Source organism: Nocardia brasiliensis ATCC 700358 (assembly GCF_000250675.2).
Taxonomy (GTDB): domain Bacteria; phylum Actinomycetota; class Actinomycetes; order Mycobacteriales; family Mycobacteriaceae; genus Nocardia; species Nocardia brasiliensis_B.
The window spans coordinates 6,555,512-6,581,256 of sequence record NC_018681.1 but is presented as its reverse complement, the minus strand read 5'-3'; the positions used below and the strand labels follow the sequence as shown (position 1 = coordinate 6,581,256).

Sequence of the window (25,745 nt, the reverse complement as noted above, 5' to 3'; positions counted from 1 at the left end):
ATGATCCGCGGGAACTTCCCGCACCCGAGAAAAGCCAAGGAGAGCACTGCCGTGACCACCTCAGCCCGCAACAGCCCGGTGACTGTCGTTGTACAGGCCGGGACGACGGCGGGCGCCGCGGTACGCGAGGCCGGGCTGGCGACCAAGGGACCGGACACCATCGTCGTCGTGCGCGACGCGGAGGGCCTCAAGGACCTGTCCTGGACCCCGGACACCGACGTCGAGGTGCAGGCCATCGCCGCCGACACCGAGGACGGCCGCAGTGTCATCCGGCATTCCGCCGCCCACGTGCTCGCCCAAGCGGTGCAGCAGGAGTTCCCCGAGGCCAAGCTCGGTATCGGCCCGCCCATCAAGGACGGCTTCTACTACGACTTCCAGGTCGACAAGCCGTTCACCCCCGAGGATCTGGCCAAGCTGGAATCCCGGATGAAAAAGATCGTCAAAGGCGCGCAGCGGTTTTCGCGCCGCGTCGTCGAGGTCGAGGACGCCCGCGTCGAACTGGCCAAGGAGCCGTTCAAGCTGGAGCTGATCAGCGACAAGTCCGGGATCGACGATCCCGAGGTGATGGAGGTCGGCGGTAAAGAGCTGACCATCTACGACAACCTGGACCCGCGCACCGGGGAACGCGTGTGGGGCGATCTGTGCCGCGGCCCGCACATCCCGACCACCAAGTTCATCCCGGCCTTCAAGCTCACCCGCAGCTCGGCCGCCTACTGGCGCGGCGATCAGGACCGGGAAGGCCTGCAGCGCATCTACGGCACCGCCTGGGAGTCGCAGGAGGCGCTCGACGAGTACCTGCACCTGCTGGCCGAGGCCGAGCGCCGCGACCATCGCAAGCTCGGCCTGGAACTCGACCTGTTCAGCTTCCCCGACGAGCTCGGCTCCGGCCTGCCGGTGTTCCACCCCAAGGGCGGCATCATCCGCAAGGAGATGGAGGAGTACTCGCGGCGCAGGCATGTCGCGGCGGGCTACGAATTCGTCAACACCCCGCACATCACCAAGGGTCACCTGTTCGAGGTCTCCGGTCACCTGGACTGGTACCGCGACGGCATGTTCCCGGCCATGCACCTGGACGCGGAGCTGAACGAGGACGGCACCGTCCGCAAGCCCGGCCAGGACTACTACGTCAAGCCGATGAACTGCCCGATGCACAACCTGATCTTCCGGGCGCGCGGCCGGTCGTATCGGGAACTTCCGTTGCGGCTCTTCGAATTCGGCTCGGTGTACCGCTACGAGAAGTCCGGCGTCATCCACGGCCTCACCCGGGTGCGCGGCATGACCCAGGACGACGCGCACATCTACTGCACCAAAGAGCAGATGCACGCCGAACTGACCAGCACACTGGAGTTCGTGCTCGGTCTGCTGAAGGACTACGGTCTCGACGACTTCTACCTCGAGCTGTCCACCAAGGACCCGAAGAAGTTCGTCGGTTCCGACGAGATCTGGGAGGAGGCCACCGAGACGCTGTCCAAGGTGGCCTCGGCCTCCGGCCTGGAGCTGGTGCCCGATCCGGGCGGCGCCGCGTTCTACGGCCCGAAGATCTCCGTGCAGGCCAAGGACGCGCTGGGCCGCACCTGGCAGATGTCGACCATCCAGCTGGACTTCAACCTGCCGGAACGGTTCAACCTGGAGTACACCGCGTCCGACGGCACCAAGCAGCGGCCGGTGATGATCCACCGCGCGCTCTTCGGTTCCATCGAACGCTTCTTCGGCGTGCTCACCGAGCACTACGCGGGCGCGTTCCCGGCCTGGTTGTCGCCGGTGCAGGTGGTCGGCATCCCGGTCGCGGAAGCCTTTGCGCCGCACCTGGATCAGGTGATCGAGCGGCTGCAGGACGCGGGCGTGCGGGCGCAGGTCGACCGCAGCGACGACCGGATGCAGAAGAAGATCTTCAACAACACCGCGCAGAAGGTGCCGTTCATGCTGCTCGCGGGCGAGCGTGACGTCGCGGCCGGCGCGGTGAGCTTCCGGTTCCGCGACGGCACCCAGGTCAACGGGGTGCCGGTGGCGGACGCGGTGGCCACCATCGTGGCGTGGCTCGAGCACCGGGAGAACGCGTCACCGACCGCTGAGGGCTTCGAGATCAAGGGCGCAGGATGACCGAACGTACGGTGCCGGATGGCCTCGACGAACTGAACGACGCCGGCGAACAGGGCAGCATCGTGGATCGCGGTGCGGGCGAACCGGATCGGTTGCAGCGGCTGTGGACGCCGTACCGGATGTCCTACATCGCGGAGGCCGCGACCACCGATCCCAGCTCGACCGGGCACCCGTTCACCGACATCCCGAAGATGTCCGACGAGGACGGCCTGGTCATCGCGCGCGGCGAGCTGGTGTACGCGGTGCTCAACCTCTACCCGTACAACCCCGGCCACATGATGGTGGTGCCGTACCGCAAGGTCGCCAACCTCGAGGATCTCACCGATCCCGAGAGCGCCGAGCTGATGGCGTTCACCCAGCAGGCGATCCGGGTGATGAAGCGGGTGTCGCGACCGCACGGGTTCAACGTCGGCCTGAATCTCGGTGGCGTGGCCGGTGGTTCGCTGGCCGACCACCTGCACCAGCACATCGTGCCGCGCTGGGGTGGTGACGCCAACTTCATCACCGTGGTCGGCGGCGCGAAGGTGATGCCGCAGCTGCTGCGCGAGACGCGCGCGCTGCTGTCGGCGGCCTGGAAGGAAGTCGACTAGAAGTGCTGAGCTTCTTCGGCCGCGACACGTTCGCCAAAGCGACTGCGCCGCTGGGCAAAGCGCTGGTGAGCACCGGACTCACCCCGGACGCGGTAACCGTCATCGGCACCACCGCCTCGATCCTCGCCGCGGTCACCCTGTTCCCCACCGGGCATCTGTTCTGGGGAACCATGGTGATCTGGTTCTTCGTCATGTTCGACATGCTCGACGGCGCCATGGCCAGAGCGCGCGGCGGCGGCACGAAGTACGGTGCGGTGCTCGATGCCACCTGCGACCGGGTCGCCGACGGCGCCATCTTCGGCGGCCTGGCCTGGTGGGCGGTGTATCACGAGCAGCACAAGCCGCTGTTCGCCGCGACGCTCGTGGTACTGGTGACCTCCCAGGTGATCTCGTACGCGAAGGCGCGCGCCGAAGCCAGCGGGCTGTCCGCCGACGGCGGCATCATCGAGCGCCCGGATCGGCTGATCATCGTGCTGGTCGGTGCCGGATTCACCGGAATCGGCGGATACTGGGGACTGGACTGGCTCACCTACGCGGTACACGTCGCGATGTGGATCCTGGCGGTGCTCAGCATCGTCACGGTGTTCCAGCGGGTGCTCGCGGTCCGTAGATCCCCGGGCGCGCGGGACGTGATCACGCCCGCGCGGCCGGAAAACCCCACGGCGGGAACGGCGAACGCGACGGAGCTGCCGTCGTGAGACCGCCGCCGTGTGCTGGTGGCGTGGTGTGGGAGGCAGGGGCATGACATTCGGCGAGTGGGCCGGCGACGCCGGGTACGCGGCGGGCTGGCGGCTGGTGCGGGCGTTGCCCGAGTCGACGGCGCGGCGCCTGTTCGACTGGGGCGCGGATCGGGTGTCGCGCAAGGCCAATCGAGCCTTCCGCGCGGGCGGAGCGCCGAACCAGCTGCGCCGCAACCTTGCTCGCGTGCTCGGCGGCACCCCGTCCGACGTGCCGGACGAGCTGATCCAGGCGAGCATGCGGTCCTACGCCCGATACTGGCGTGAAGCCTTCCGGCTGCCGTCTATGGACCACGCAGCGATCGGTGCACTGCCGGTCGCCGGGACCGAACACCTCGAGGCGGGGCTGGCCGCCGGACGCGGGGTGATCCTGGTGCTGCCGCACTCCGGCAACTGGGACATGGCCGGGGTCTGGCTGGTGCAGAACCACGGCAAATTCGCCACGGTCGCCGAGCGGTTGAAGCCGGAGTCGCTGTTCGAGCGTTTCGTCGCCTACCGGGAAAGCCTCGGGTTCGAGGTGTTCCCGTTGACCGGCGGTGAGCAGCCGCCGTTCGTGCAGCTGGCCGCGCGGCTGGCCGAGAACAAGGTCGTCTGCCTGATGGGGGAGCGCGACCTGACCGGGCGCGGTGTGCCCGTGACCTTCTTCGGCGAGCGCACCTGGCTGCCGGCCGGCGCCGCCAAACTGGCCGCACAGACCGGCGCCGCCATGCTGCCCGTGCACACCTGGTTCACCGCCGATGGCGCCGAAGCGTGGGGGATGAAAGTCGAGGCGCCCGTGGATGTTTCACAGGGGGTCGCGGCCGCCACCCAGACGCTGGCCGACCGGTTCGCCGCGAACATCGCTGCGCATCCGGCGGATTGGCATATGCTGCAACCGATGTGGGAGGGCGATCTGTCCGAAGAGCGGCTGGCCCGGATCGCGGCGGCGCAGCGCGAGCACGGCGTGCCTGCCGTGACGGCTGCCGACAGCGCGGACCCGGCGGCGCCCACGGACACGACGGCGCCGACGGATGGTTCCGCATGAAAATCGGCATGGTCTGCCCGTATTCGTTCGACGTCCCCGGTGGCGTGCAAGCCCACGTGGTCGAGCTGGCCAGGGTGTTCATCGAGCGTGGCCATCGGGTGAGCGTGCTCGCGCCCGCCGCCGAGGACACACCGCTGCCGGATTTCGTGGTGTCCGCCGGTCGCGCGGTGGCGATCCCGTACAACGGATCGGTGGCGCGACTGTCCTTCGGGCCCATGGCCTACACCAGGATTCGGCGCTGGATCGACGGCAACGATTTCGATGTGCTGCACATCCACGAGCCGAACGCGCCGAGCCTGTCGATGCTCGCGTTGAAGATCGCCGAGGGGCCGATCGTCGCGACCTTCCACACCTCGACCACGAAATCGTTGGTGCTCAGCACGTTTCAGGGCGTGCTGCGGCCCTACCACGAGAAGATCAGCGGGCGCATCGCCGTCTCGGAACTGGCGCGCCGCTGGCAGGTGGAGGCGCTCGGCTCCGATGCCGTGGAGATTCCCAACGGCGTCGACGTGCCCGCCTTCGCCCGGGCGCCGATGCTGCCCGGTTATCCGCGCCCGGGACGCAGCGTGCTGTTCCTCGGCCGCTACGACGAGCCACGCAAGGGCATGGACGTGCTGCTCGGCGCGCTGCCCGCGCTGGTGCGCAAGCATCCCGACCTGGAGATTCTCATCGTCGGGCGTGGGGACGAGGAGCGGCTGCGCCGCCAGGCCGGAACCGATGCCGGACATCTGCGCTTCCTCGGGCAGGTGTCGGACGCGGAGAAGGCATCGGCGATGCGCAGCGCCGACGTCTACGTGGCGCCCAACCTCGGCGGGGAAAGCTTCGGCATCATCCTGATCGAGGCGATGGCGGCCGGAACCGCGGTGGTGGCAAGCGAATTGGACGCCTTCCGCCGGGTGCTGCGCGACGGCGCGGCGGGAGTGCTGGTGCCCGTGGGTGATTCGGCCGCGCTGGCGACCGCCATCGACGACATGCTCACCGACGACGCACGACGCGAGGCGCTGGTGCACACCGCCACCCAGGTGGTCGGCGAATACGACTGGCCGGTGGTGGCCGAGCAGATCCTGCGGGTCTACGAGACGGTGACGGTCGGCGACACCCGGGTGCGGGCCGCCGGATGATCACCTTCTCCGCGACCACGGTCCTCGTTCTCGCGCTGATCGCCGCGGTCGTCATCGCGATCGGTCTCTGGGCGTACTCGACCGCGAACCGGCTCGACCGGCTGCACGTGCGCTCCGACCAATCCTGGCAGGCGCTCGATGCCGCGCTGTCGCGGCGGGCGGTGGTGGCCAGGGCGGTGGCCTCCGCGCTCGCCGATCCCGGTGCCGATCCGGCGGCGCTCGACCGGGCCAAGCTCTTGGCGATGCTCGCCGACCGGGCCGAGCGCGCCGGGCGCCTCGACCGGGAAGCGGTGGAAAACCAGCTCTCCGCGGCACTTTCGGCGGTCGACAGCGCAGCGCTACGGCCGCAGATGGTGGCCGAGCTCGCCGATGCCGAAGCCCGCGTGCTCATCGCCCGGCGGTTCCACAACGACGCGGTCCGGGACACGCTCGCGCTGCGCACCCGCAGGCCAGTCCGCATCCTGCATCTCGGCGGCACCGCCCCGCTGCCCACGTATTTCGAGATCACCGAGCGGGCCACCCCGGCCGCCTCGACCGGGCTCGACGTCGACACGACCCGCACCACCGCCCGGATCGTGCTGTTCGACGAGAACGACCGCACCCTGCTGATGCGCGGCAACGATCCCAAGACGCCCGATACCTCGTTCTGGTTCACCGTCGGCGGCGGCGTCGAGCCGGGGGAGAGCCTGCGCGATGCGGCTGTGCGCGAGCTGTACGAGGAGACGGGGCACAGGGCAGACCCGGAAAGCCTGCGCGGACCCATCTGGCGCCGGGTCGCGGTGTTCCCCTTCGACGGCGACCTCATCCGCTCCGAAGAACTCTTCTTCGCCTTGCGCGTCCCCGGCTACGAACCGCAGGCCACGAATCTCACTGCGATAGAACGTCGTTCGATCACCGGCAACAAGTGGTGCACGGTCGCCGACATCGTCGCGCTGGACCGCTCCGGCGAAACCGTCTACCCCTACAACCTCGATGAGCTGCTCGCCGAAGCGGCTGCGGCCGCCTCCGGCACCATCGATCCGGAAGTCCGCTCCATTCGCTAGTTTTCGGGTCGCCGGGTGTGATGTGGTTCACGATCGTGCTACGGTCGCGACTGGATCGGCGCGGCATGGGTAGTGCTACTGGAACGGCACGCTCGGTGCTGCGGTCCCCGTGTCACCGCGGGGAGAACGTTGGGCTCGCGGAGGTAACCAGATACATGTCCTACCTGTTGTTCGATTTCCTGCTGCCGATCATCGGCCCTTCCGCCGCCGAGTATTGGGCGTCGATTTTCGTGGTCGGCCCGCTCTGAGCGGTTTCCGGTAGTACGCATCGCGAGTCCCGGCTCTTCACCCCCGCTGGTGGTGAAAGGCCGGGACTCGGCGTGTGTGCCTCGGACGGCTGGCGCGCTGGAAGTTAGCGAAGCGGCCGAGCGACCCGCGGACGGCGCGATCGGACCGGTCCAGTGCGGGCCTCGGCGGACATCCTCGCTGGTAATCGACAAGGCCAGTCATCTCCGACTGGCTATCAAGTGGCCTGGGTGGCCCGCATAGAATTGGGTCGATTCGATCCCTTGCGACCCGATTGGCGCAGATGACCCAGGAGTTTGCCGTGACGACGCCCGAGACCACCCAGACCGTCGGTACCGCCCGTGTGAAGCGCGGGATGGCCGAGATGCTCAAGGGCGGGGTGATCATGGACGTCGTCACCCCCGACCAGGCCAAGATCGCCGAAGACGCGGGCGCGGTCGCAGTGATGGCGCTGGAGCGGGTACCCGCCGACATCCGCGCGCAGGGCGGCGTGTCCCGGATGAGCGACCCCGACATGATCGACGGCATCATCGCCGCCGTCTCCATCCCGGTCATGGCGAAGGCGCGCATCGGCCACTTCGTGGAGGCGCAGATCCTGCAGAGCCTCGGCGTCGACTACATCGACGAGTCGGAGGTGCTCACCCCCGCCGACTACGCCAACCACATCGACAAGTGGAACTTCACCGTGCCGTTCGTCTGCGGCGCCACCAACCTCGGTGAGGCGCTGCGCCGAATCACCGAGGGCGCGGCCATGATTCGCTCCAAGGGCGAGGCCGGCACCGGCGACGTCTCCAACGCGACCACGCACATGCGCAAGATCCGGCAGGAGATCCGCAGGCTGTCCTCGCTGCCCGCCGACGAGCTGTTCGTCGCCGCCAAGGAACTGCAGGCGCCGTACGAGCTGGTTCGTGAGGTCGCCGAGACCGGCAAGCTGCCCGTCGTGCTGTTCACCGCGGGCGGCATCGCCACCCCGGCCGACGCCGCGATGATGATGCAGCTCGGCGCCGAAGGCGTGTTCGTCGGCTCCGGCATCTTCAAGTCCGGCAACCCGGCCGAGCGGGCCGCCGCCATCGTCAAGGCCACCACCTTCCACGACGACCCCGACGTGCTGGCCAAGGTCTCGCGCGGACTCGGCGAGGCGATGGTCGGCATCAATGTCGAAGAGCTGCCCGTCGACCACCGGCTGGCCGAACGCGGCTGGTGAGTGCTCGCCCGACGCGGGCATGACATGCGCACGAGCAGGGACCTTCGCGGTCCCTGCTCGTTCTGCGTTTCGGCGGCGACTCTGTCCCCGGCCACATACGGGCCTTACTGTTTCCACAATTGTGTTGACTACCTTCGCGTTTCGATGCCCGTCGACGCCGTGGGGTGGTTGGTGCCGCATCACTGTCAGGTGACCTGTACCAGCCGAGCGCAAAGGACGAGTAGTTGAAGCTTCGTAAGACCGGACGTATGGCGATCGCGGGCCTGGCCGTGGTGGCCGCCCTGGGGCTCGCGGCCTGTGGCAGCGACGATCCGAAGGATCCGCCCAAGCCCTCGCGCACCACCACCAGCGCGACCGCCGCCCCGAACCTGCCCGCCGCGCCCACCGCCGACGAGCTCAACGCCCTGCTGCAGCGCGCGCTGGACCCCGCGGTGCCGAGCGCGGAGAAGCTGGAACTCGTCCAAGGCATCGAAGCCGACCCCGACCTGCCCAACCGGCTCGCCCAGGCCTACAAGGACGCCAACGCCAAAGCTGAGGTTGTCGGCGTCACCGTCTTCGGCGAATCCGTCAGCGCCCAAGCGAAATTCACCATCGGCGACCAGACCAACATGGTCGACGTCCCCTTCGTCGCCGACGGCGGCAAATGGAAGGTCCAGAAAGCCTGGGCCTGCCAAGCCCTCACCACCCTCGGCCAGCAATCCCCAGCCTGCGCAGCCTGACCTATAGCTGGACAAACGATCACCAGGTAATGGTGGCGGAGGCTACTGGCTTGGCCGCCACCATTACCTGGTGATCAATTGACCAGCGCGCAGCTGGGGATACGGCCCGGGAGCTTTCGCGTTGTCCGTCAGCGAAAGTGCGTGGACAGGCGTGTGCACAAGGAGATCAGGTCTGTTGCAGTGATGCGCGGCCCGTCGGGCCACGAGTCGACGTCGTGCCAAGGGATGGCCGCCGGAGTGCCTGGGGGACGGGCGAATACGCGTTGGTGGAAGTGCGGGACCGTTCGTCCGGTGACCGTTGAGAACACGAATTCTGGTGCTAGTTCTTCTTGTAGCGCTCGGGCGGCACGAGTTGTCGCGCGGCCGACCGCAGCCGCTTCCTGATCGGTGAGCGACGCGAGGTTCGGCGTGTGCCTACGGGTTTCTATCAGCAGGTAGCCGGGGACGGGTTGCCGTTTGCCGAGCGATCTATGCGTGACGATCACCAGGTTGTCCGCGTAGATCACCGGACGCAGCAAAAGGCTGAGTCCTCGGTGTTTCGTGCAGACCTGGCACTCGCTCCCCACGTCGTCACGGTACCGAGGCTCGATGTGCGGGGGAGAGCTTCGAGGATAAACATGTTGCTACCTAGATATTCGCATCTAACCATGCTACGCGTGCATGGTGTGACCAGGTGAAAAGCGAAGTGTGCTCAGGTGAAAGGCGGAAAAGACGCAGGGAGGTCAGTCGGGGAGGCGGAGGGCTGGGCGGGTGGGGTGATCCCAGCGGGTGAAGAAGGTTGGGGTGGTGGGGGTTTCGTTGTGGTGGCGGAGGGCGGGGATGGTCCAGTGGAGGTCGGGTGGGGTGGTTCGGCGCAGGGCCGGGTCGGACATGTCCAGGCAGATGGTGAGGTCGAAGGGGAGGGAGCGGCCGAGCAGCATGGGGCCCGCGATCAGTAAGACGGTGGCGGGGAGGGCGGTTCGGATGGTGGCGCGGGCGGAACGATCGGTGGTCTCGTCCCAGAGGGCGGGCAGCCAACGGCCGTCGGTGTGCAGCGCGTCGATCACCTCGCGGCGCAGCGCGTCATAGTCGAACCAGGCGGTGCGGTAGGACAATTCGTCGCTGCCGAACTCCATGCGCAGGGAAGCCGGACGTACGTAGTCGTGCAGCGAAACCACTTCCGCGGGCCTGCCCGTGTCGCGCAGCGCGTCGGCGATCCGCCGCGCGAAGTCGACGGGCGCCGCGGCATCCGCCCCATCCACGGCGACCACCCGATGCCCGTCGAGCTCTCGCAGACGATCGACAACCTGCGCGACGAGCACTTCCTGCGTGATCGGAACGAACTGCGGCACCACCCCATCCAACAGGAACCCGAAGCGGGCTCGGGAATCGCCCGCCGATCGAGGTCGGGCGCGGCGCCGCGGGGGTGTCCAGGGTTCCCGCACCCTTTGCGTGTTCCCGCACCGTGACTCGCCGCGGGGCGCGCCGTGTTCAGCGTTGAATGGGGTGCGGGAGTTGTGCCTGAGCCGCGCACGCGGCGAATCAGGCGGAAGCCGCAGTGCGGCACCGACGGTGTGGGTGCCCCCATCGGGTGTGCCGTACGACGTGTCCGGGCAGTGCTGGGGTGCGGATCGGCTCGGCAGGATTCGGGGCATATGCGACAGGCGCGGATGGCGGGGGCGCGGCGGGATGGGGTGTGGGGGACCTGGTAGCCGGGGGTGGGCTGGGCGGCGGGGGGAGTTAATCTCAGCCCATGGCGACAATCGAAGAGGCGCTGGAGATCGAGCGGCTCGAGCGCGACATCTTCCGTGGCGCGTCCACGAAGACTCAGCTCCCGCGCACCTTCGGCGGGCAGGTTGCCGGCCAGGCGCTGGTGTCGGCGGTGCGCACGGTGGAGGAACGGTTCCAGGTGCATTCGCTGCACGGGTACTTTCTGCGTCCGGGCAACCCGGATCAGCCGACGGTCTATCTGGTGGAGCGGATCAGGGACGGCCGGTCGTTCTGCACCCGGCGGGTGACGGGCGTGCAGGACGGTGCCGCGATCTTCACCATGTCGGCCTCGTTCCACATCGGCGACGAGGGCCCGGAGCATCAGGACGAGATGCCGGCGGTGCAGGCGCCGGACGATCTGCCCGACGCGAGCATCACGATGAGCCCGGAACGCCTGTGGGCGATGCGGGAGTGGGAGCACTGGGACATTCGGACCGTTCCGCACGAGCAGGTGGCGCGCCGCGACGGTGCGGTGTCGCAGCAGCAGGTGTGGTTCCGGTACCGGCATCCGCTGCCCGACGATCCGCTGTTCCACGTCTGCACGCTGGCGTATATGAGCGATATGACGTTGCTGGGCTCGTCGAAGGTGACCCACCCGGACGAGCAGACGCAGAACGCGTCACTCGATCACGCGATGTGGTTCCTGCGCCCCTTCCGCGCCGACGAATGGCTGCTCTACGACCAGTCCTCCCCGTCCGCGGGCTTCGGCCGCGCCCTCACCGGCGGCAAGATCTTCAACCTCCGCGGCGAAATGGTCGCCGCCGTCGTCCAAGAAGGACTGATCCGCACCCTGCGCGATTAGACCCCCGCGGACGTTTGTCGACCGCGGGGTGTGGGTGTGGCCGACCCACACCACCGCGGCCGCCTGAATTCACTCAGGCTTTCAGCCCACCTGGACGCGCAGGTGGCAGACCACTGTGTCGGACATACGGCGGAGCACGCGTTCGAGTTCATCGCTGCGGTGACTGGGCAGGACGCGGTTCCAGCCGACGGGTGGGTCGACTTCGGCGATGACGACGACCTTGCGTCTGCCCGCGAAGTTTTCCCGCACGTAGCGCGCGACCGGCCCGCCGACGGTGGCGTCGCTGTCTTCGAGCAGCACGAGCCGGACCTCCGGATGCCACGCCTCCCACGCCTTGGTGAAGGCTTTCGCGGACTCCCCGGGCAGGCAGACGTGCACCGCGACAACGTCTTTGCCGATCGACATGGCCGCGGACAGGGCCTCGCAACTGAGGTCGGAGACTTCGGAGACCGGCACCACGATGACGGCTTCGCGGGCGCGCGGTGGCGGCGGCACCTCGTCGGAGCGGCGGCATTCGCCGATCTTGCGGTAGGCGCCGCGAATGCGTTCCATGCCGACCACCAGTGCGGGCAGGATCAGCACGATCAGCCAGGCCCCCGCGGTGAATTTCATTGCGGTGGTGACGATCGCGGCGACGAAGGTGAGCGCCGCGCCGAACCCGTTGAGCGCCAGCCGTGCCCGCCAGTTCGCCGTCCGGGCGATCCACCAGTGCCGCACCATGCCGACCTGCGCGATGGTGAAGCCGACGAACACCCCGATTGCGAACAGCGGAACCAGCGCGTTCATATTGCCGTTGGCGCCGGCCAGCAGCACACCGGCGGCGACGGCGAGGGTGAGCACGCCGTACCGGTACACCTGCCGCGGCGAGCGGACCGCGAACCGGTGCGGCAGGCAGTTGTCGTCGGCGAGGATCTTGGTGAGGGTGGGCAGCCCGCCGTAGGAGGTGTTCGCGGCCAGCGCCAGCAGCACCACGGTCGCGAATTGCACCACGTAGTAGCCGATTCCGTGCCCGAGCGCGGCCTCGGTGAGCTGGGACAGCACCGTGGTCCCGTCGATCGGACGCACCTCGAACTTCTCGATCAGCACCGCGAGCCCGATCAGCATGACGCCGAGCAGCGCGCCGAGCGCGACCTCGACCCGTTGCGCGCGAACCACTTTCGGCGCTTCGAAGCTGGGTACCGCGTTCGCGATCGCCTCGACGCCGGTCAGTGCGGCGCACCCGCTGGAGAACGCCTTGAGCAGCAACAGAACTCCGACGGTGTGCGCGTCGAGCACGGTGGCGGTGCCCTGGCTGACGCTCGCGGGTTCGGTGCGCAGCAACCCGGCGACGATCACGGTCAGGATGCCGGCCACGAAGATCACGGTCGGCACCATGAAGGCCCGCGCGCTCTCGGTGATGCCGAGCAGGTTCAGCGCGGTGATCCCGGCCAGCACGACCAGGCAGATCCACAGCGTGTACGGCAGGAGCGCCGGAAAGGCCGAGGTCAGCGCCGCGACACCGGCGGCGATCGAGACGGCGACGTTCAAGACGTAGTCGATGATCAACGAGGCCGCGGCGGTGAGGCTGGTGCGATGCCCGAGGTGCGCTTTCGCCACCGCGTACGCCCCGCCACCGTTCGGGAACGCCGCGATGACCTGCCGATACGACGCGACGAGGACCGCGAGCAACGCCGCGATCGCCAGTGTCACCGGCAGGGTCAGGCCGAGCCCCGCGCCGCCCGCGGCGGCCAGGACCAGCACGATCGCCTCCGGCCCGTAGGACACCGACGCCATCGCGTCCAGGGACAGCCCGGCCAGGCCAGTAGGCACGGTGAGTCCGCGGCGGGCCGGGGCGGGACTCGCATCTCCGCGCGGTGCGGGCACTTTGCGCGGCAACACAGCAATCACACGTTCGAGTGTCATCCCGCCCAGGGCCGCTCGACCCCGCCGTTGACGGAACCCTGACGGACACCGTGAGCAGGCCCACACCGCGGCGGACCGTAAACTTTTCCGGGTGAACGCTTCCCCGGTCGCCGCACCCACCGTCGCGGACCCCGTGCCGTCGCGTCCGACCGTGGGCGTGCTGGCCTTGCAGGGCGATGTCCGTGAGCACATCGCGGCGCTCGAACACTGCGGCGCGGAGGCGGTCCTGGTGCGTCGCGCGTCGGAGTTGGCCGCGGTGGAGGCGCTGGTGCTGCCGGGTGGCGAATCGACCGCGATCAGCAAGCTGCTGGAAGCCTTCGAACTGCTGGAGCCGGTGCGGGCACGACTGCGGGACGGCATGCCCGCCTTCGGTTCCTGCGCGGGCATGATCCTGCTCGCCGACGAGGTGCTCGACACCAGGCCGGACGCGAAGCATCTGTCGGGTATCGATATGACGGTGCGCCGCAACGCGTTCGGGCGACAGGTCGACTCTTTCGAGGTCGACCTGGAGTTCACCGGCCTGGACGACGGCCCGGTGCGGGCGGTGTTCATCCGCGCGCCGTGGGTGGAACGCGCGGGTGACGGCGTCGAGGTGCTCGCGACCGTGCCGGACGGGCCGTTCGCCGGGCGCATCGTGGCTGTGCGCCAAGGGAACGTGCTGGCGACCTCGTTCCATCCCGAGGTCACCGGCGATCTGCGGGTGCACCGCCTGTTCGTCGACCTGGTGCGGGCCGCGTAGTCCGCACGCTCGCCGAACTCCGCCGCAGGGCTGCGGTCGGACTCGGTCCGGTGGCGTCCACTAAGCTGGTGAAGTTGTCCTTCCGGCTCGGCCGGTACGGTACAACCACAAAACGTGCCATCGACCTGAAGGAAGTAGGGAATGAGCGGCCACTCCAAATGGGCCACCACCAAGCACAAGAAGGCGGGGATCGACGCGAAGCGCGGCAAGCTCTTCGCCAAGTTGATCAAGAACATCGAGGTGGCGGCCCGCACGGGTGGTAGTGACCCCGCAGGCAACCCGACGCTCTACGACGCCATCCAGAAGGCGAAGAAGTCGTCGGTGCCCAACGACAACATCGAACGCGCCCGCAAGCGCGGTGGTGGTGAAGAAGCCGGCGGCGCCGACTGGCAGACCATCATGTACGAGGGCTACGGCCCCAACGGTGTCGCCGTGCTGATCGAGTGCCTCACCGACAACCGCAACCGCGCCGCGGGCGAGGTGCGCGTCGCGATGACCCGCAACGGCGGCAACATGGCCGATCCGGGCTCGGTGTCCTACCTGTTCCACCGCAAGGGCGTGGTGACGCTCGAGAAGAACGGCCTGTCCGAGGACGACGTCCTGATGGCCGTGCTCGACGCGGGCGCCGAGGAGGTCAACGACCTCGGTGAATCGTTCGAGATCATCAGCGAGCCGAGCGACCTGATCCCGGTGCGCAAAGCACTGCAGGCCGCCGAAATCGATTACGACTCCGCCGAATCCGGCTTCCAGCCGTCGGTGTCGGTCGCGGTCGACGCCGACGGCGCCCGCAAAGTGTTCAAACTGGTCGACGCGCTCGAAGACAGTGACGACGTGCAGAACGTGTACACGAACGTCGACATCTCCGACGAGGTGCTGGCCGAACTAGACGACTAGAGCTCGTCGTAATACTGCTGCATCGAGGGGTAGTACTCCTCGAAATCGGGGCGGTCCGTGTTGTCGCGGGCCGCCCCGAGCGCGTCCAGATAGTACTCCCAGCCGGGGCCGACCTGACCGATCGGCGCTTCGGGCTCGAGGTGGTGGGTGAAGACCAGTTCCGTGACGCCGCCGGTCTCGGTGAGCACGATTTCCAGATGCCAGGTACCGAAGTCGTCCTCGGTGGTGAGGGCGAGGCGGCGCGGCGGTTCGCACGCGTCGATCTGCGCGTCGCACCAGCCAGCGCCCTCTTCGAACAGCATCTGCACCTTGATCCGGCTGCCCGCGCCCGGCGTGCCCTCCCACGGGCCGAACCAGCGTGCGGTGCGGTCGGATTCGGTGACGCTGGCCCAGACGTCGGCGATGGGCGCGCGATAGGTCCGGGTGAGGATGAGGTCGCGACGGCCGCCGGTGCGATCGACGCTGCCGGTGGGGGTGGGGGTCATGCGGTGTTCTCCTTCGGTTCGGTCTGATCGGCACGGCGTTCGCGGCGCGTGCGGTAGACCTCGGTGTCGAGTGCGTCGAGCCTGCGCTCCCACGCGGAAGCGGTGTCGAAGCGAGCGATCCACGTGGCGAGGTCGCCGAGCGGGGCCGGGTCGAGCAGGTAGAACCGCTGCCTGCCGACGAGTTCGGCATGGACCAGGCCACTTTCGCGCAGGACGCGCAGGTGCCTGCTCACCGCGGGTCTGCTGATCTCGAACTGCTGGGCGATATCCCCGGCGGTGAGCCGGGTGTCGCGCAACAGCTCGAGGATCTGCCTGCGCACCGGATCGGCGATCGCGCCTGCTATGTCGTCCACGGGACTGCTTCTTCCACGGCGAAAGCGTAACTACTTGGTTACGCGTTTGTCCAGGGTGCAGAACCGGCGGAGTTCCGGGAAGGCGGGCCGGTCGCTCGACGACGACCGGCCACGCTGGTCGATTACGCCCGCATCACTCCGGGATCGGGGTGCTGTCGCACCATTCGTAGACGCGCAACCGCCCCTCGGGGGTGTCCTGCTCCCGCGCGGTGACCTTGAAGTGTTCGTACGCGCCTTGGTGCTTGACCTTCAACTCGATCCCCGGCGGGGTGATGGGAACGATGCGCGCGGGCATGTCTTTCGGCCCGCCCTCGAGGACAGCCTTCACAACAGTGCTCATCATCGGATGGTAGAAGCGTGCAGGCCCCGATTTGGCGGATTCAGGCAAGCGCCGCGCGGAAAAATATTCGGTTTCAGACCGCTGCGGCCGTAAGTGTCGGGGCGTGCCGACCTTGAAGTACTCGGGGTCGGTAGCGCCTGCCGAACGGTCTGGCGCGACGGCGAATGGCATGATTGCTCTCCCTCGATATGATCGTGCCATGAGGTCTGCCGCAGTTCATCGAGTGGTCGCGCTTGCCCTGGATGGGGTCTATCCGTTCGAACTCGGCATCCCGAATCGGGTGTTCGGCAGCGCGAGCGGGCGCTATGAGATTCGCACCTGCTCGATCGACGGGCGACCGGTGCGCACCAGCGCGGACTATGCGATCGCGGTCGAGCACGACAGCGGGCTGCTCGCGACCGCGGACACGGTGGTGGTGCCCGCCTGCGATATCCGGATGACCCTCGACGGTGCACTGCCGCCGCCGGTGCGTGCCGCGTTCGCCCGGATCCGGCCTGGTGCCAGAATCGTGGCGATCTGCACCGGCTCCTTCGTCCTCGCGGCGGCCGGACTACTCGACGGGCGACCCGCGACCACACATTGGCGCGAGGCCGAGCGGTTCCGGCGCACCTTCCCGAAGGTCCTGCTCGATCCCGATGTGCTCTACGTCGACGATGACGACGTGCTCACCTCCGCCGGTGCCGCAGCGGGACTCGACGTGTGCCTGCACGTGGTGCGGCGCGATCACGGCAGCGCGGTCGCCAACGCGGTGGCGCGCCGGTGCGTGGTGCCGCCGTTCCGGGAGGGTGGTCAGGCGCAGTACATCGAACAGCCGGTGCCGCCGTCGACCTCGGCGGGAACGGCGGCCGCCCGGGAGTGGGCGCTGGCGAACCTGCACCTACCGCTGACCATCGACGAACTCGCCGGCCGTGCGCGAATGAGCAAGCGCACCTTCGCCCGTCGCTTCAGCGACGAGGTGGGGATGAGCCCGGGACGCTGGCTCATCCAGCAACGCCTCTTTCGTGCGCGGCACCTCCTGGAGTCGACCGACCTGACGATCGATCGGATCGCGGGTGAGGTCGGGTTCGCGACCGGAACGTCACTGCGCCAGCACCTGAACGACGCGATCGGCGTCTCGCCCAACGCTTACCGGAGGACGTTCCGGGCCGGGGCGGTGAGCTGAACTTCTCGCGCCCGGTTCCGCGTTCAGTACCGGCACTGCGTTCAGGCGTTGGTTCTGCGGCAAATGGCAGCGCGAACGAGCTTGTGCTGCCGCGCTTTTGCCAGGGCCGGCCTGGAAATCCATGTTCAGGGCGTGGGGACGGGCAGTCCGAGGCGGGCGACTATCCAGGGGAACGACGAGGTGAACGCGGCGGCGGCGAATTGCCAGGTGTGCCCGCCCTGAGTGGTGTGGATGGTGCAGTCGATCCCGACCGCTCGTCCTTGCGCGCACAGCTTTTCGGCCGCGCCGACCTCGCCGGTGTCCTGGATGCCGTCGTGGCCGCCGATCCCGGCGGTGTCGTCCTCGGCCGGGGGACGCGGAGCTGCGCCCGCCGCACCGTGGTTGCCGCGTGCGGGATTCCGGTCGGGCGGCGTCAGATCGTCGAAAAGCCCTGCGACACCGGTGTATCGGCCGTGCGCGGCCATCACCGTGAGCGGGTCGAAAGCCGCCCACTGCTCGGCGTTGCCGCCGAACAATCGCGCGACGGTCTGGTCCTTGGTGCCCGAGGTAGGCCCGAGATCGCCTGCGATATCGACGAAGGTGTGTACCAGTTCCGGATGCATCACCGCCAGGTCGACCGCGCAGGTGCCGCCCATCGACCAGCCGACCACCGCCCACTGCGCCGGATCGGCCGACGCACCGAACCGGGATTCCAGGTAGCTCGGCACATCTCGGGTCAGATGGTCGGCGGCGTCGCCGCGCGGACCGTTCACGCATTCGGTGTCGTTGTTGAAACTCCCACTGGAATCGACGAAGACGAGAATCGGCGCGCGACCCCCGTCGGCCGTGGTGAACGCGTCGACGGCGGGCATGATCTGGCCGCTGCGAATCCAGTCGGCAGGCGTATTGAATTCGCCGCCGATCATCATCACCACCGGCAGGGTCGGCGGCGTCGGACCCGCGAACCAGGCGGGCGGCAGGTAGACGTATTCGGTGCGATGTGGAAAATCGCTGCCCGCGTCGGGAATTCGGACCGGCACGATCTTGCCGGTGGTGACGCCGGTTTCGCGCAATCCGTCCAGCGCGTCGAGATCGGTCTGCTGCGGTAGCGGTCCGGCGGTGAGCGCACCCCACGCCGACTGCACCGTCGGGTAGTAGCCGACCCATTGGTTCAGCACGACCCCGGTACTCAGCAGCGCCAGCGGAATCGCAAGCGCCGCAACGCCACGCCGCCACCAGTTCGCACCGCGCCAGCCGAGCACCAGGACGCCCAGCGCCGCGACCGTCCCGCCGACGCACGCCCACAGCAATGCGGGCGCCGGGTCGGACGCCAGCCCCTGATTGGTCACGTACCACCGCGCGACCAGTGCGCCCGCCACCCCCAGCAGCAGACAGACCGGCACCTGGACCAGCCACCAGCGCCGAGTCCACCGCGCCACCGCGACCAGCAGAAACACCGCCGCGACGACCTCGATCGTCAGCGGCAGCCAGCCGTGCAGCAGCGAGATCCCGTGGTGAAAAGTGTTCTGATAGTTCGGATTCAGCTTCGCCGACGGCAACTGCGGAGCCGGCGGCGGCGCCGGGTTCGCGGGCGCGGCGAGCAGCACACCAAAGGCAGACACGTACGGCATTGTCGACACCGTTCCTCGAGACACCCTGTGAATCGACTTCCAGCCCCCTGTGCGCGAGAGGCGTGGTGGGGGAAACGTGTCGGTAGGGGGTGGCATAGTGCCGAGCGTGTCGTTCAGTGCGCGAATCGAAGTGCGGGTGTCTGATCTGGATCCGCAGTTGCATGTGACGGGTGCCGCCTATCACCAGTACGCCGACCACGCGCGGTTCGCATGCGTGCAGGCGGCGGGTGTTTCGGTGGCAGAGTTGATCGCCGCGGGCTTCGGGCCGGTGAACCTCGAGACGACCATCAAGTTCCATCGGGAACTGCGCGGCGGTGACACGGTCGACGTGTCGTGCGTGTGGTTGTGGGGGACCGGCAAGACCTACCGCGTCGAACACATGCTGACCCGCGCCGACGGCGTCCACGCCGCCACGGTCACCCACGTGAGCGGCCTCCTCGACCTCGCCGCCCGCAAACTCGTCACCGACCCGGCCCGCGAATGGTCCGCCCGCGCCCGCACCCCGGAACTACTCGGCTTACCGAACACAGTCGCCTAGCCGAGCGGCCGAAACGGCGGTCGTGCCGAATCCGGCCGCGCCTCGTTTCGCACGACCCCGAGGCCGTCCGCTCGCACAGCCAATGTCATCCGCTCATGCTTCGTGCTCATGCTGAGCGTCGTGGTCGAGGCCCGCCAGCTCGGCTGGTGCCCGTGTCGCTGGGGCACCGAACCCCTTGCCTCCGCTACACTCTCGAACAGTTGTTCGTGTCTGCGAGAGGGGAATTCGTGCGGGTGATGGGTGTCGATCCCGGGCTCACCCGGTGCGGCCTCAGCATCGTCGAGGGCGGGCTGGGGCGGAAGGTGACCGCGATCGACGTCGACGTGGTCCGCACCCCCGCCGACATGGACCTCGCCCAGCGACTACTGCAGGTCGCCGACGCCGCCGAACACTGGATGGACACGCACAAACCGGGGGCCGTCGCGATCGAACGCGTCTTCGCCCAGCACAATGTGCGTACCGCGATGGGTACCGCGCAGGCGGGCGGCGTGATCGCGCTGGCGGCCGCGCGCCGCGGCATCCCGGTCATGTTCCACACGCCCAGCGAGGTGAAGGCCGCGGTCACCGGCAACGGCACCGCGGACAAGGCGCAGGTCACGGCCATGGTCACCCGCATCCTCGGCTTGCAGGTCGCGCCGAAACCCGCCGACGCGGCGGATGCGCTGGCGCTGGCCATCTGCCATTGTTGGCGGGCGCCGCTGCTGGAACGCATGGCCAAGGCCGAGGCCCGCGCGGCAGAGGCACAGCGCAAGTACGCGGAACGGCTTGCCGAACAACGGAAGGCGGTACAGAGGTGATCGCGTCGGTTCGCGGCGAGGTGCTGGAGATCGCCCTCGACCACACGGTGATCGAGGCGGCGGGCATCGGTTACCGCCTCAACGTCACGCCCGCGACGCTGTCCACGCTGACCCGCGGCGAGGAGACCCGGCTGTACACCGCGATGATCGTGCGCGAGGACTCGATGACGCTGTACGGCTTCGCCGACACCGAGGCCCGCGACCTGTTCGGTCTGCTGCAGACCGTGTCCGGGGTCGGTCCGCGGCTGGCGATGGCGGTGCTCGCGGTGCTGGAACCCGAAGCGCTGCGCAAGGCGCTCGCGGAAAGCAACGTCGCGGCGCTCACCCGCGTGCCCGGTATCGGTAAGCGCGGCGCCGAACGCATGGTGGTCGAGCTGCGGGACAAGGTGAATCTTGTTCCGGTGCAATCGGGTCCGCCCGGCGCGACCCCGGCCGCGGTCGTCACACCCGTGCGCGACCAGGTGGTCGAGGCGCTCACCGGTCTCGGGTTTCCCGTCAAACAGGCCGAGCAGGCGATCGACTCCGTCCTGGCCGAACAGCCTGCCGCCGGCACGTCCTCGGCGCTGCGGGCCGCGCTCAACCTGCTCGGCAAGAATCGGTAATCGCTCATGGATCACGACGAAGACGAAGCGCCCGAATCCCAGGTCACGTCCAGCTATTTGAAATCCGACGGCGAGATCGAAGCCAGCCTGCGCCCGAAATCGCTGGACGACTTCATCGGTCAGCCCCGGGTGCGCGAGCAACTGGCGCTGGTGCTGCGCGGCGCGAAACAGCGTGGTGGCACGCCGGATCACGTGCTGCTGTCCGGTCCGCCCGGGCTCGGCAAGACCAGCATGGCGATGATCATCGCGGGGGAGCTCGGTACCGCGCTGCGCATCACCTCCGGGCCCGCGCTGGAACGGGCGGGTGATCTGGCCGCGATGCTCAGCAACCTGGTCGACGGCGATGTGCTGTTCATCGACGAGATCCACCGGATCGCCCGGCCCGCCGAAGAAATGCTGTACCTCGCGATGGAGGATTTCCGCGTCGACGTCGTGGTCGGCAAAGGTCCCGGCGCGACCTCGATTCCGCTGGACATCGCCCCGTTCACGCTGGTGGGCGCGACGACTCGGTCCGGTGCGCTGACCGGCCCGCTGCGGGACCGTTTCGGTTTCACCGGGCACATGGACTTCTACGAGCCCGCCGAACTGCTGCGCATTCTGCTGCGGTCGGCGCAGATCCTCGGCGTCGAGATCGACCACGATGCGGCCGCCGAGATCGCGGGTCGCTCGCGGGGCACGCCACGCATCGCGAACCGCCTGCTGCGTCGCGTCCGCGACTACGCGGAGGTCCGCGCCGACGGCGTGATCACCCAGCCGATCGCGCAGGCGGCGCTCGAGGTGTACGACGTCGACGTGCTCGGCCTGGACCGCCTGGACCGCGCGGTCCTTTCGGCGCTGGTCCGCAGTTTCGGCGGCGGCCCGGTCGGTGTCTCGACGCTCGCTGTCGCGGTAGGCGAAGAAGCCGCGACCGTCGAGGAGGTCTGCGAGCCGTTCCTCGTCCGCGCGGGCATGGTCGCGCGCACCCCGCGCGGCCGCGTAGCCACCGCCGCCGCCTGGGAACACCTCGGCCTCGTCCCACCCCCCGACCTCGTCTTCGGCTCCATCGAAGTCCGCGGCCGCGACCCCCAACCCACCCTCGACCTGTTCGAATAGCCGCCGCCTCAAGACTTCTCGCACCCGTCGAGGCCGCTCCACCGGAGCAGAGCGGCCCATCGGTTATGTGTTCAGGTGCTTGTGTAGCCGCACCCAGTCCGTAGGGTGCACGGCAGCGGCGGGGGTGTCGGGGGTGATGCCTGTGACGTGTAGTGCTTCGTCCACGTCTGGATAACGTGGGCGCAGTGCGGTGGGTAGTGGCACATTTGCGTTGGCGAAACCTGTATGTACCAGGGTGGTGTACGAATCTTGGTCGTGTACCAAGGGTTTCGTGCGGCGGTGGAGGTGCAGGATTGCGGTGTCGGTGGTGCGTGGGGGCCGGAAGTCGGTGCGGGCCAGTGGGCCGTGTAGTTGCCAGTCGAACCATGGCCAGTTCGTGGATGTGACGGGATCCCAGTGTCCGTTCTGACCGACGTGCGCGTATTCCTGGGGGACCACCAGGGTCGCCGAGGTGAGCGTGCGCGCGGCCAGGCACCAGTCGATGATTCGCGCGGTTGCCGCGAGCGGAAGGCTTCCGACGACGGCGAACGGTTCACGAAGCGGCTTGGCTTTGGTGAAATCGGCTCGGATCACACGTATTCCGCTGACTGCGCGGGTGCGGGCCGAGAGTTTCGCGGCCGACAGCGGATCCGGTTCGTACGCGGTGACCTGTGCACCGCGCCGAGCCAGCGCTTGGGTGAGCAGTCCGTCTCCTGGGTAGGGTTCGAGCACTGCTCCGCTCGGGTCGGCCACCGCCAGGAGGGACTCCACGGCTTCCTGGCTCACCAGTGAATTCTGGGAATGTGCCTGCCTGGCACGGTCTTTCGACGGGCGACCGCCGCCGCCGTTCTTGACCTTGCCCTGGGTATGCGAGTAATTCCGGTATGCAAAATCTTGCGCCACAGCGCTTGCCCCTTTCGGGTCTTCGAGTCGGATGAGTCTCGAAGGGCCCTGGGCGCGCTCGCGGACGCCGAAGTAGTTCTCTCCGTGTCCGCTAGCGGGCCAGAGCCCGAGCGCTGCGGAGACGGATGAAGTACGGGGCGGCATAGCAATGCATGCGGGTCACGTTATGGACTGCCCCCGTGACCCCGCAACCGAATTATTCGGTGCGGCGATCATGAGCGTCCGCAGTATGTCGGCGCTCGCGAAATGTGAGCAGTAGCCATGCGGACCCAACTCGCCGCGCACCTGCCGAGGCCCACGACGTGCGTCCGGTCGGCAACCCGACGCGGGCGCCCGGCCCCTGGAAAAGCGAGTACCGAAAACCTGAGCAATTATTCACAATAGGGTCATGACCTGCGACAACGAGTCCGTCCCCGCAGTGGGAGTCACCGACGGCAATGGCCGGGTGCGCCATCGGCTCACGACCGCCCAGGAACTCGAGTCGATCATCGGCCACCCTGCGCCGATGATCATGCTGAAGCAGGTCAGCGCACTGGACGAGGGCTGCCGGGCGGTGCTCGCGCACTGCCCTATCGCGGCCTTCGGCTACCGGGACGCCGACGGCGTCAGCCATACGACTTTCGTCGGTGGTGCACCGGGATTCGCGCGGGTGCGCTCGGCGACTCGGATCTCGTTCGCGCTGAGCGAGCCCGGCGACCCGCGCGGCCCGGTCTCGTTGTTCTTTCTCTTGCCTGGAGTCGGAGAGTTACTGCGCGTCAACGGGATTGCGGCCGGACGCAAGGGTGCGCAGACGATCGTCGACGTCGAGCAGGCGTTCGTGCACTGCGCGCAGGCCATCCTTCGGTCGCGCCTGTGGCGCACGCCGATTCCGGCCGAGCCGGCCGCCGAAGTCACGGGCGCGGGCGCGCTGGCCCGGCCCGGTGTCGCGGAATTCCTCGCCGCCGCACCGTTTCTCGCGTTGTCCACCTGGGATACCGTCGGCGGCAGCGATACCAGCCCGCGCGGGGACCGGCAGACGGTGGCCCGGATCCTGGACGACCGCACGCTGATCATCCCGGATCGCCGGGGCAACAAGCGGACCGACTCCTTGCACAACCTGATCCAGGACGAGCGACTTTCGTTCGCGGCACTCGTCCCGGGGCGCACCGATGTCCTGCATGTGCGCGGCCGCGGCGCGATCACCGACGACAGCGCACTGCTGGACATGCTGGCCCTGCGCGGGACCGCCCCGCATGCGGCGCTGCTCATCGAGGTCGAGGACGCCGAGGTGCTCGGCAGCGACGCCGTGACGCGCTCGCGATTGTGGGATTCGGCGACGTTCATCGAGCGCGGTTCGGTCCCGGATCTGATGGGAGTGGGCGGCAGGCATCTCGCGGCCAATTCGACGACCGCCGCCGGTGGTCCGCCCGGTTTCTTGCTGAAGATCCTCGGCGCGGTGCCGGGCATCGATCGGCTGGTGCGGTTCGTCATCGACCGCGCCTACCGGTCGGGGCTGCGCAAGGAGGGCTACGAGGACATCGAGCAGGGTTCGGCCGAGCACCGTCCGGCACCGAGCCGGGTACGCGGGAAGTCGGATTCGGACTAGTCGGCGTCGCGGTGCAAGGTCCAGCGGTGATGCTGGTGCTCGGCGTGCTCGAGGGCGGTGACCACCAGGTCGGCGAAGGCGTCCACCTCGTCGCGCTGATAGCCGCGGGTGCCCAGGCGCGCTTCGGTGAACCGCACCGCGCGTACGTCCGCGACGGTCAGGCTGCCCGGCCCGCCGTGGGCGAGCGTCGCGGCGACCAGATCGAGGAACGCGTCGACCTCTTCTTCGTTGTACCCGCGCCGCCCGACCGGTGCTTGCGTGAAACGCATGCGCTGCACATCATCCGGCGTGAGCATCGCCGGTCCGTTGCCCGAGGGCGCCGGGCGCACTCCGCGCTGGCGCATTTCCAGTTCGACGCGCACCTGGTCCAGGTATTCGTCGACCTGATCCGCGCGATAGCCGCGCCCGCCGGGGCGTGGTGCGTCGAATGTGACGTGGCGCAGATCGTCGGCGGCCAGCGCGCCGCGGCCCGCCATGGTCGCGGCCACCAGATCGAGGAAGGCGTCCACCTCGTCGGCGTGGTAGCCACGCTGGCCGAATGGTGGTGTCGCGAAACTGATCCGGCTCACATCCTCGGGGGTCACGGGCGACATTCTGTCAGGCTCGATGCGCCCGGCCGACGGAATGTGCGGTTTTCGTACTCCCTGGTCTCTTGTGACCACGAGCGGCCCCCTGGGCGACGCGACGGAACTTTGTCCTCACCATAACGTGGGGGAGCGCGTCAGGGGGCTTGTCGTGTGCTCAATCTTTGCGGACCCCATCGATCAGCAGCCGCCGGATCGCTTCGTTCAATCCGCGCAGCGTGGCTTCGTCGGTATCGCGCAGGCCGTGCACGATGCCGGCGAGCAGCATGCCGGTGACGGCGCGGGCCGTGTTGACGGTGTCCAGATCCGCTCGCAGATAACCGAGTTCGACGCCGTGCTCGAGGTAGCCGGCGGTCAGCGCGTCGGCCATGTCGAGCAGGCCGTAGAGGCGGGCGGTGAGTTCGTCATCGATGCCGGGGGCGTGTACGAGCAGCAGCTGGGCCACCCGGCGGTCGCCCATCAGGATGTGCGTCAGCGCCTGGCCGATCCGGTCGGTCTGCGCGCGGTATTCGTCGAGCGTGGTCGCGGCGTCCGGCGCGTTGTCGGTGCCGAGCGTGTCGATGATCTTCGCCGAGAGGTCGTCGATGACGTGGTCGATGATGTCGCGCTTGTTGCTGAAGTAGCGGTAGAAGGTGCCGTGCCCGATGCCGAGCTGGCCGGCGATATCGGCGATGCCCGTGGCGTGATAGCCCTTCTCGGAGAAGCAGACGAATGCGGTGTCGATGATGTCCTGCCGCAGCTCGGCTTTACGGCGTTCAGCACGCGTCAATGGCTTCGTCACCACGCCGATGATACAGTCGTCACAAACGGAATGATGTGTCATTCCGTGAGAAGCGGTTCACAAA

27 protein-coding genes are annotated in these 25,745 nt (G+C 68.2%); 17 read left to right on the top strand and 10 right to left on the bottom strand.

From position 1 onward, the window contains the following. Positions 1 to 51: 51 nt before the first annotated feature. From thrS to O3I_RS29055, 8 genes are all read left to right on the top strand, one after another. Positions 52 to 2,100, top strand: coding sequence for a threonine--tRNA ligase (gene thrS / locus O3I_RS29090; protein ID WP_014986594.1), 2,049 nt, complete (start codon positions 52 to 54; stop codon positions 2,098 to 2,100). Continuing rightward, positions 2,097 to 2,690 carry an HIT family protein gene (locus O3I_RS29085; RefSeq protein WP_014986593.1) on the top strand — a complete coding sequence of 198 codons (594 nt, stop codon included), beginning with the start codon at positions 2,097 to 2,099 and terminating at the stop codon, positions 2,688 to 2,690. The genes thrS and O3I_RS29085 overlap by 4 nt, the downstream gene beginning before the upstream one ends. A gap of 2 nt (positions 2,691 to 2,692) precedes the next feature. Further along, entirely contained in the window at positions 2,693 to 3,388 is a 696-nt protein-coding gene (pgsA, locus tag O3I_RS29080; protein ID WP_014986592.1) for a phosphatidylinositol phosphate synthase, read from the top strand. A 43-nt stretch (positions 3,389 to 3,431) separates the two neighbouring features. Next, positions 3,432 to 4,451, top strand: coding sequence for a phosphatidylinositol mannoside acyltransferase (locus tag O3I_RS29075; RefSeq protein WP_014986591.1), 1,020 nt, complete (start codon positions 3,432 to 3,434; stop codon positions 4,449 to 4,451). Then, positions 4,448 to 5,572 (top strand): glycosyltransferase family 4 protein, encoded by a 1,125-nt coding sequence (locus O3I_RS29070; RefSeq protein WP_014986590.1) that lies wholly within the window; start codon positions 4,448 to 4,450, stop codon positions 5,570 to 5,572. Before O3I_RS29075 ends, O3I_RS29070 begins: the two co-directional genes overlap by 4 nt. Next, positions 5,572 to 6,615, top strand: coding sequence for an NUDIX hydrolase (locus O3I_RS29065; RefSeq protein WP_041564517.1), 1,044 nt, complete (start codon positions 5,572 to 5,574; stop codon positions 6,613 to 6,615). The genes O3I_RS29070 and O3I_RS29065 overlap by 1 nt, the downstream gene beginning before the upstream one ends. Positions 6,616 to 7,162: 547 nt before the next feature. Next, positions 7,163 to 8,065, top strand: a complete 903-nt coding sequence (gene pdxS, locus O3I_RS29060; protein WP_014986587.1) for a pyridoxal 5'-phosphate synthase lyase subunit PdxS — start codon at positions 7,163 to 7,165, stop codon at positions 8,063 to 8,065. 224 nt (positions 8,066 to 8,289) lie between these two features. Then, the gene (locus O3I_RS29055; RefSeq protein ID WP_041562944.1) at positions 8,290 to 8,784 is read left to right on the top strand and encodes a hypothetical protein; all 495 of its coding nucleotides are present in this window, start codon (positions 8,290 to 8,292) and stop codon (positions 8,782 to 8,784) included. Positions 8,785 to 8,912: 128 nt separating this feature from the next. On the opposite strand, the gene O3I_RS44160 is transcribed toward O3I_RS29055, so the two are convergent. Both O3I_RS44160 and O3I_RS29050 read right to left on the bottom strand, forming a co-directional pair. After that, positions 8,913 to 9,290: an HIT family protein gene (locus tag O3I_RS44160; protein WP_202804886.1), complete on the bottom strand. Its 378-nt coding sequence runs from the start codon at positions 9,288 to 9,290 to the stop codon at positions 8,913 to 8,915. A 216-nt stretch (positions 9,291 to 9,506) separates the two neighbouring features. Continuing rightward, positions 9,507 to 10,115 (bottom strand): hypothetical protein, encoded by a 609-nt coding sequence (locus O3I_RS29050; RefSeq protein ID WP_041564516.1) that lies wholly within the window; start codon positions 10,113 to 10,115, stop codon positions 9,507 to 9,509. Between the two features lie 401 nt (positions 10,116 to 10,516). Between O3I_RS29050 and O3I_RS29045 the strand changes: the two genes are divergently transcribed. Continuing rightward, the gene (locus tag O3I_RS29045; protein WP_014986583.1) at positions 10,517 to 11,335 is read left to right on the top strand and encodes an acyl-CoA thioesterase; all 819 of its coding nucleotides are present in this window, start codon (positions 10,517 to 10,519) and stop codon (positions 11,333 to 11,335) included. An 81-nt stretch (positions 11,336 to 11,416) separates the two neighbouring features. On the opposite strand, the gene O3I_RS29040 is transcribed toward O3I_RS29045, so the two are convergent. Further along, positions 11,417 to 13,108, bottom strand: a complete 1,692-nt coding sequence (locus tag O3I_RS29040) for an APC family permease (RefSeq protein ID WP_014986582.1) — start codon at positions 13,106 to 13,108, stop codon at positions 11,417 to 11,419. 220 nt (positions 13,109 to 13,328) lie between these two features. Between O3I_RS29040 and pdxT the strand changes: the two genes are divergently transcribed. Both pdxT and O3I_RS29030 read left to right on the top strand, forming a co-directional pair. Continuing rightward, on the top strand, positions 13,329 to 13,976 hold the full coding sequence (gene pdxT / locus O3I_RS29035; RefSeq protein ID WP_014986581.1) for a pyridoxal 5'-phosphate synthase glutaminase subunit PdxT: 648 nt from the start codon (positions 13,329 to 13,331) through the stop codon (positions 13,974 to 13,976). A gap of 141 nt (positions 13,977 to 14,117) precedes the next feature. Next, positions 14,118 to 14,870 carry a YebC/PmpR family DNA-binding transcriptional regulator gene (locus tag O3I_RS29030; RefSeq protein ID WP_014986580.1) on the top strand — a complete coding sequence of 251 codons (753 nt, stop codon included), beginning with the start codon at positions 14,118 to 14,120 and terminating at the stop codon, positions 14,868 to 14,870. Here O3I_RS29030 and O3I_RS29025 read toward each other — a convergent pair. The 3 genes from O3I_RS29025 to O3I_RS46530 all read right to left on the bottom strand — a co-directional run bounded on the left by O3I_RS29025 (position 14,867) and on the right by O3I_RS46530 (position 16,219). Beyond that, positions 14,867 to 15,355, bottom strand: coding sequence for an SRPBCC family protein (locus O3I_RS29025; protein ID WP_014986579.1), 489 nt, complete (start codon positions 15,353 to 15,355; stop codon positions 14,867 to 14,869). The two genes, O3I_RS29030 and O3I_RS29025, sit on opposite strands and share 4 nt — an antisense overlap. Beyond that, entirely contained in the window at positions 15,352 to 15,708 is a 357-nt protein-coding gene (locus O3I_RS29020; protein WP_014986578.1) for a metalloregulator ArsR/SmtB family transcription factor, read from the bottom strand. The genes O3I_RS29025 and O3I_RS29020 overlap by 4 nt, the downstream gene beginning before the upstream one ends. A 133-nt stretch (positions 15,709 to 15,841) precedes the next feature. Continuing rightward, on the bottom strand, positions 15,842 to 16,219 hold the full coding sequence (locus tag O3I_RS46530; RefSeq protein ID WP_237748148.1) for a DUF5988 family protein: 378 nt from the start codon (positions 16,217 to 16,219) through the stop codon (positions 15,842 to 15,844). 28 nt (positions 16,220 to 16,247) lie between these two features. Here O3I_RS46530 and O3I_RS29010 point away from each other — a divergent pair, with 28 nt between their 5' ends. Beyond that, positions 16,248 to 17,210 carry a GlxA family transcriptional regulator gene (locus tag O3I_RS29010; RefSeq protein ID WP_041562943.1) on the top strand — a complete coding sequence of 321 codons (963 nt, stop codon included), beginning with the start codon at positions 16,248 to 16,250 and terminating at the stop codon, positions 17,208 to 17,210. Positions 17,211 to 17,335: 125 nt separating this feature from the next. Here O3I_RS29010 and O3I_RS29005 read toward each other — a convergent pair whose 3' ends face one another. Beyond that, the gene (locus O3I_RS29005) at positions 17,336 to 18,811 is read right to left on the bottom strand and encodes an alpha/beta hydrolase (protein WP_237748147.1); all 1,476 of its coding nucleotides are present in this window, start codon (positions 18,809 to 18,811) and stop codon (positions 17,336 to 17,338) included. 115 nt (positions 18,812 to 18,926) lie between these two features. Between O3I_RS29005 and O3I_RS29000 the strand changes: the two genes are divergently transcribed. The 4 genes from O3I_RS29000 (at position 18,927) to ruvB (ending at position 21,849) form a co-directional block, all read left to right on the top strand. Then, positions 18,927 to 19,358 (top strand): acyl-CoA thioesterase, encoded by a 432-nt coding sequence (locus tag O3I_RS29000; protein WP_014986574.1) that lies wholly within the window; start codon positions 18,927 to 18,929, stop codon positions 19,356 to 19,358. A gap of 227 nt (positions 19,359 to 19,585) precedes the next feature. After that, positions 19,586 to 20,155 carry a crossover junction endodeoxyribonuclease RuvC gene (gene ruvC / locus O3I_RS28995; RefSeq protein ID WP_014986573.1) on the top strand — a complete coding sequence of 190 codons (570 nt, stop codon included), beginning with the start codon at positions 19,586 to 19,588 and terminating at the stop codon, positions 20,153 to 20,155. Continuing rightward, complete coding sequence (gene ruvA / locus O3I_RS28990) at positions 20,152 to 20,757, top strand: Holliday junction branch migration protein RuvA (protein ID WP_014986572.1); 606 nt, start codon at positions 20,152 to 20,154, stop codon at positions 20,755 to 20,757. Before ruvC ends, ruvA begins: the two co-directional genes overlap by 4 nt. A 6-nt stretch (positions 20,758 to 20,763) precedes the next feature. Beyond that, complete coding sequence (gene ruvB / locus O3I_RS28985; protein WP_014986571.1) at positions 20,764 to 21,849, top strand: Holliday junction branch migration DNA helicase RuvB; 1,086 nt, start codon at positions 20,764 to 20,766, stop codon at positions 21,847 to 21,849. Positions 21,850 to 21,912: 63 nt separating this feature from the next. Here the strand turns inward: ruvB and O3I_RS28980 are convergent, their stop codons facing one another. Next, on the bottom strand, positions 21,913 to 22,731 hold the full coding sequence (locus O3I_RS28980) for a ribosomal RNA small subunit methyltransferase A (RefSeq protein ID WP_041562942.1): 819 nt from the start codon (positions 22,729 to 22,731) through the stop codon (positions 21,913 to 21,915). Between the two features lie 388 nt (positions 22,732 to 23,119). Between O3I_RS28980 and O3I_RS28975 the strand changes: the two genes are divergently transcribed. Then, on the top strand, positions 23,120 to 24,316 hold the full coding sequence (locus O3I_RS28975) for a pyridoxamine 5'-phosphate oxidase family protein (RefSeq protein ID WP_014986569.1): 1,197 nt from the start codon (positions 23,120 to 23,122) through the stop codon (positions 24,314 to 24,316). On the opposite strand, the gene O3I_RS46865 is transcribed toward O3I_RS28975, so the two are convergent. Both O3I_RS46865 and O3I_RS28965 read right to left on the bottom strand, forming a co-directional pair. After that, the gene (locus tag O3I_RS46865) at positions 24,313 to 24,909 is read right to left on the bottom strand and encodes a DivIVA domain-containing protein (protein ID WP_051066783.1); all 597 of its coding nucleotides are present in this window, start codon (positions 24,907 to 24,909) and stop codon (positions 24,313 to 24,315) included. The two genes, O3I_RS28975 and O3I_RS46865, sit on opposite strands and share 4 nt — an antisense overlap. A gap of 148 nt (positions 24,910 to 25,057) precedes the next feature. Next, the gene (locus tag O3I_RS28965; RefSeq protein ID WP_014986567.1) at positions 25,058 to 25,723 is read right to left on the bottom strand and encodes a TetR/AcrR family transcriptional regulator; all 666 of its coding nucleotides are present in this window, start codon (positions 25,721 to 25,723) and stop codon (positions 25,058 to 25,060) included. Positions 25,724 to 25,745: the final 22 nt, after the last annotated feature.

What these genes read in the sequence shown, in the direction of transcription:
- O3I_RS29085 (WP_014986593.1), top strand. Translation starts at nt 2,097, where the DNA reads ATGACCGAACGTACGGTGCCGGATGGCCTCGACGAACTGAACGACGCC.
- O3I_RS29075 (WP_014986591.1), top strand. Translation starts at nt 3,432, where the DNA reads ATGACATTCGGCGAGTGGGCCGGCGACGCCGGGTACGCGGCGGGCTGG.
- O3I_RS29070 (WP_014986590.1), top strand. Translation starts at nt 4,448, where the DNA reads ATGAAAATCGGCATGGTCTGCCCGTATTCGTTCGACGTCCCCGGTGGC.
- O3I_RS29045 (WP_014986583.1), top strand. Translation starts at nt 10,517, where the DNA reads ATGGCGACAATCGAAGAGGCGCTGGAGATCGAGCGGCTCGAGCGCGAC.
- O3I_RS29040 (WP_014986582.1), bottom strand. Translation starts at nt 13,108, where the DNA reads ATGGCGTCGGTGTCCTACGGGCCGGAGGCGATCGTGCTGGTCCTGGCC.
- O3I_RS29030 (WP_014986580.1), top strand. Translation starts at nt 14,118, where the DNA reads ATGAGCGGCCACTCCAAATGGGCCACCACCAAGCACAAGAAGGCGGGG.
- O3I_RS29025 (WP_014986579.1), bottom strand. Translation starts at nt 15,355, where the DNA reads ATGACCCCCACCCCCACCGGCAGCGTCGATCGCACCGGCGGCCGTCGC.
- O3I_RS46530 (WP_237748148.1), bottom strand. Translation starts at nt 16,219, where the DNA reads ATGCCATTCGCCGTCGCGCCAGACCGTTCGGCAGGCGCTACCGACCCC.
- O3I_RS29010 (WP_041562943.1), top strand. Translation starts at nt 16,248, where the DNA reads ATGAGGTCTGCCGCAGTTCATCGAGTGGTCGCGCTTGCCCTGGATGGG.
- ruvB (WP_014986571.1), top strand. Translation starts at nt 20,764, where the DNA reads ATGGATCACGACGAAGACGAAGCGCCCGAATCCCAGGTCACGTCCAGC.
- O3I_RS28975 (WP_014986569.1), top strand. Translation starts at nt 23,120, where the DNA reads ATGACCTGCGACAACGAGTCCGTCCCCGCAGTGGGAGTCACCGACGGC.
- O3I_RS46865 (WP_051066783.1), bottom strand. Translation starts at nt 24,909, where the DNA reads ATGTCGCCCGTGACCCCCGAGGATGTGAGCCGGATCAGTTTCGCGACA.
- O3I_RS28965 (WP_014986567.1), bottom strand. Translation starts at nt 25,723, where the DNA reads ATGACACATCATTCCGTTTGTGACGACTGTATCATCGGCGTGGTGACG.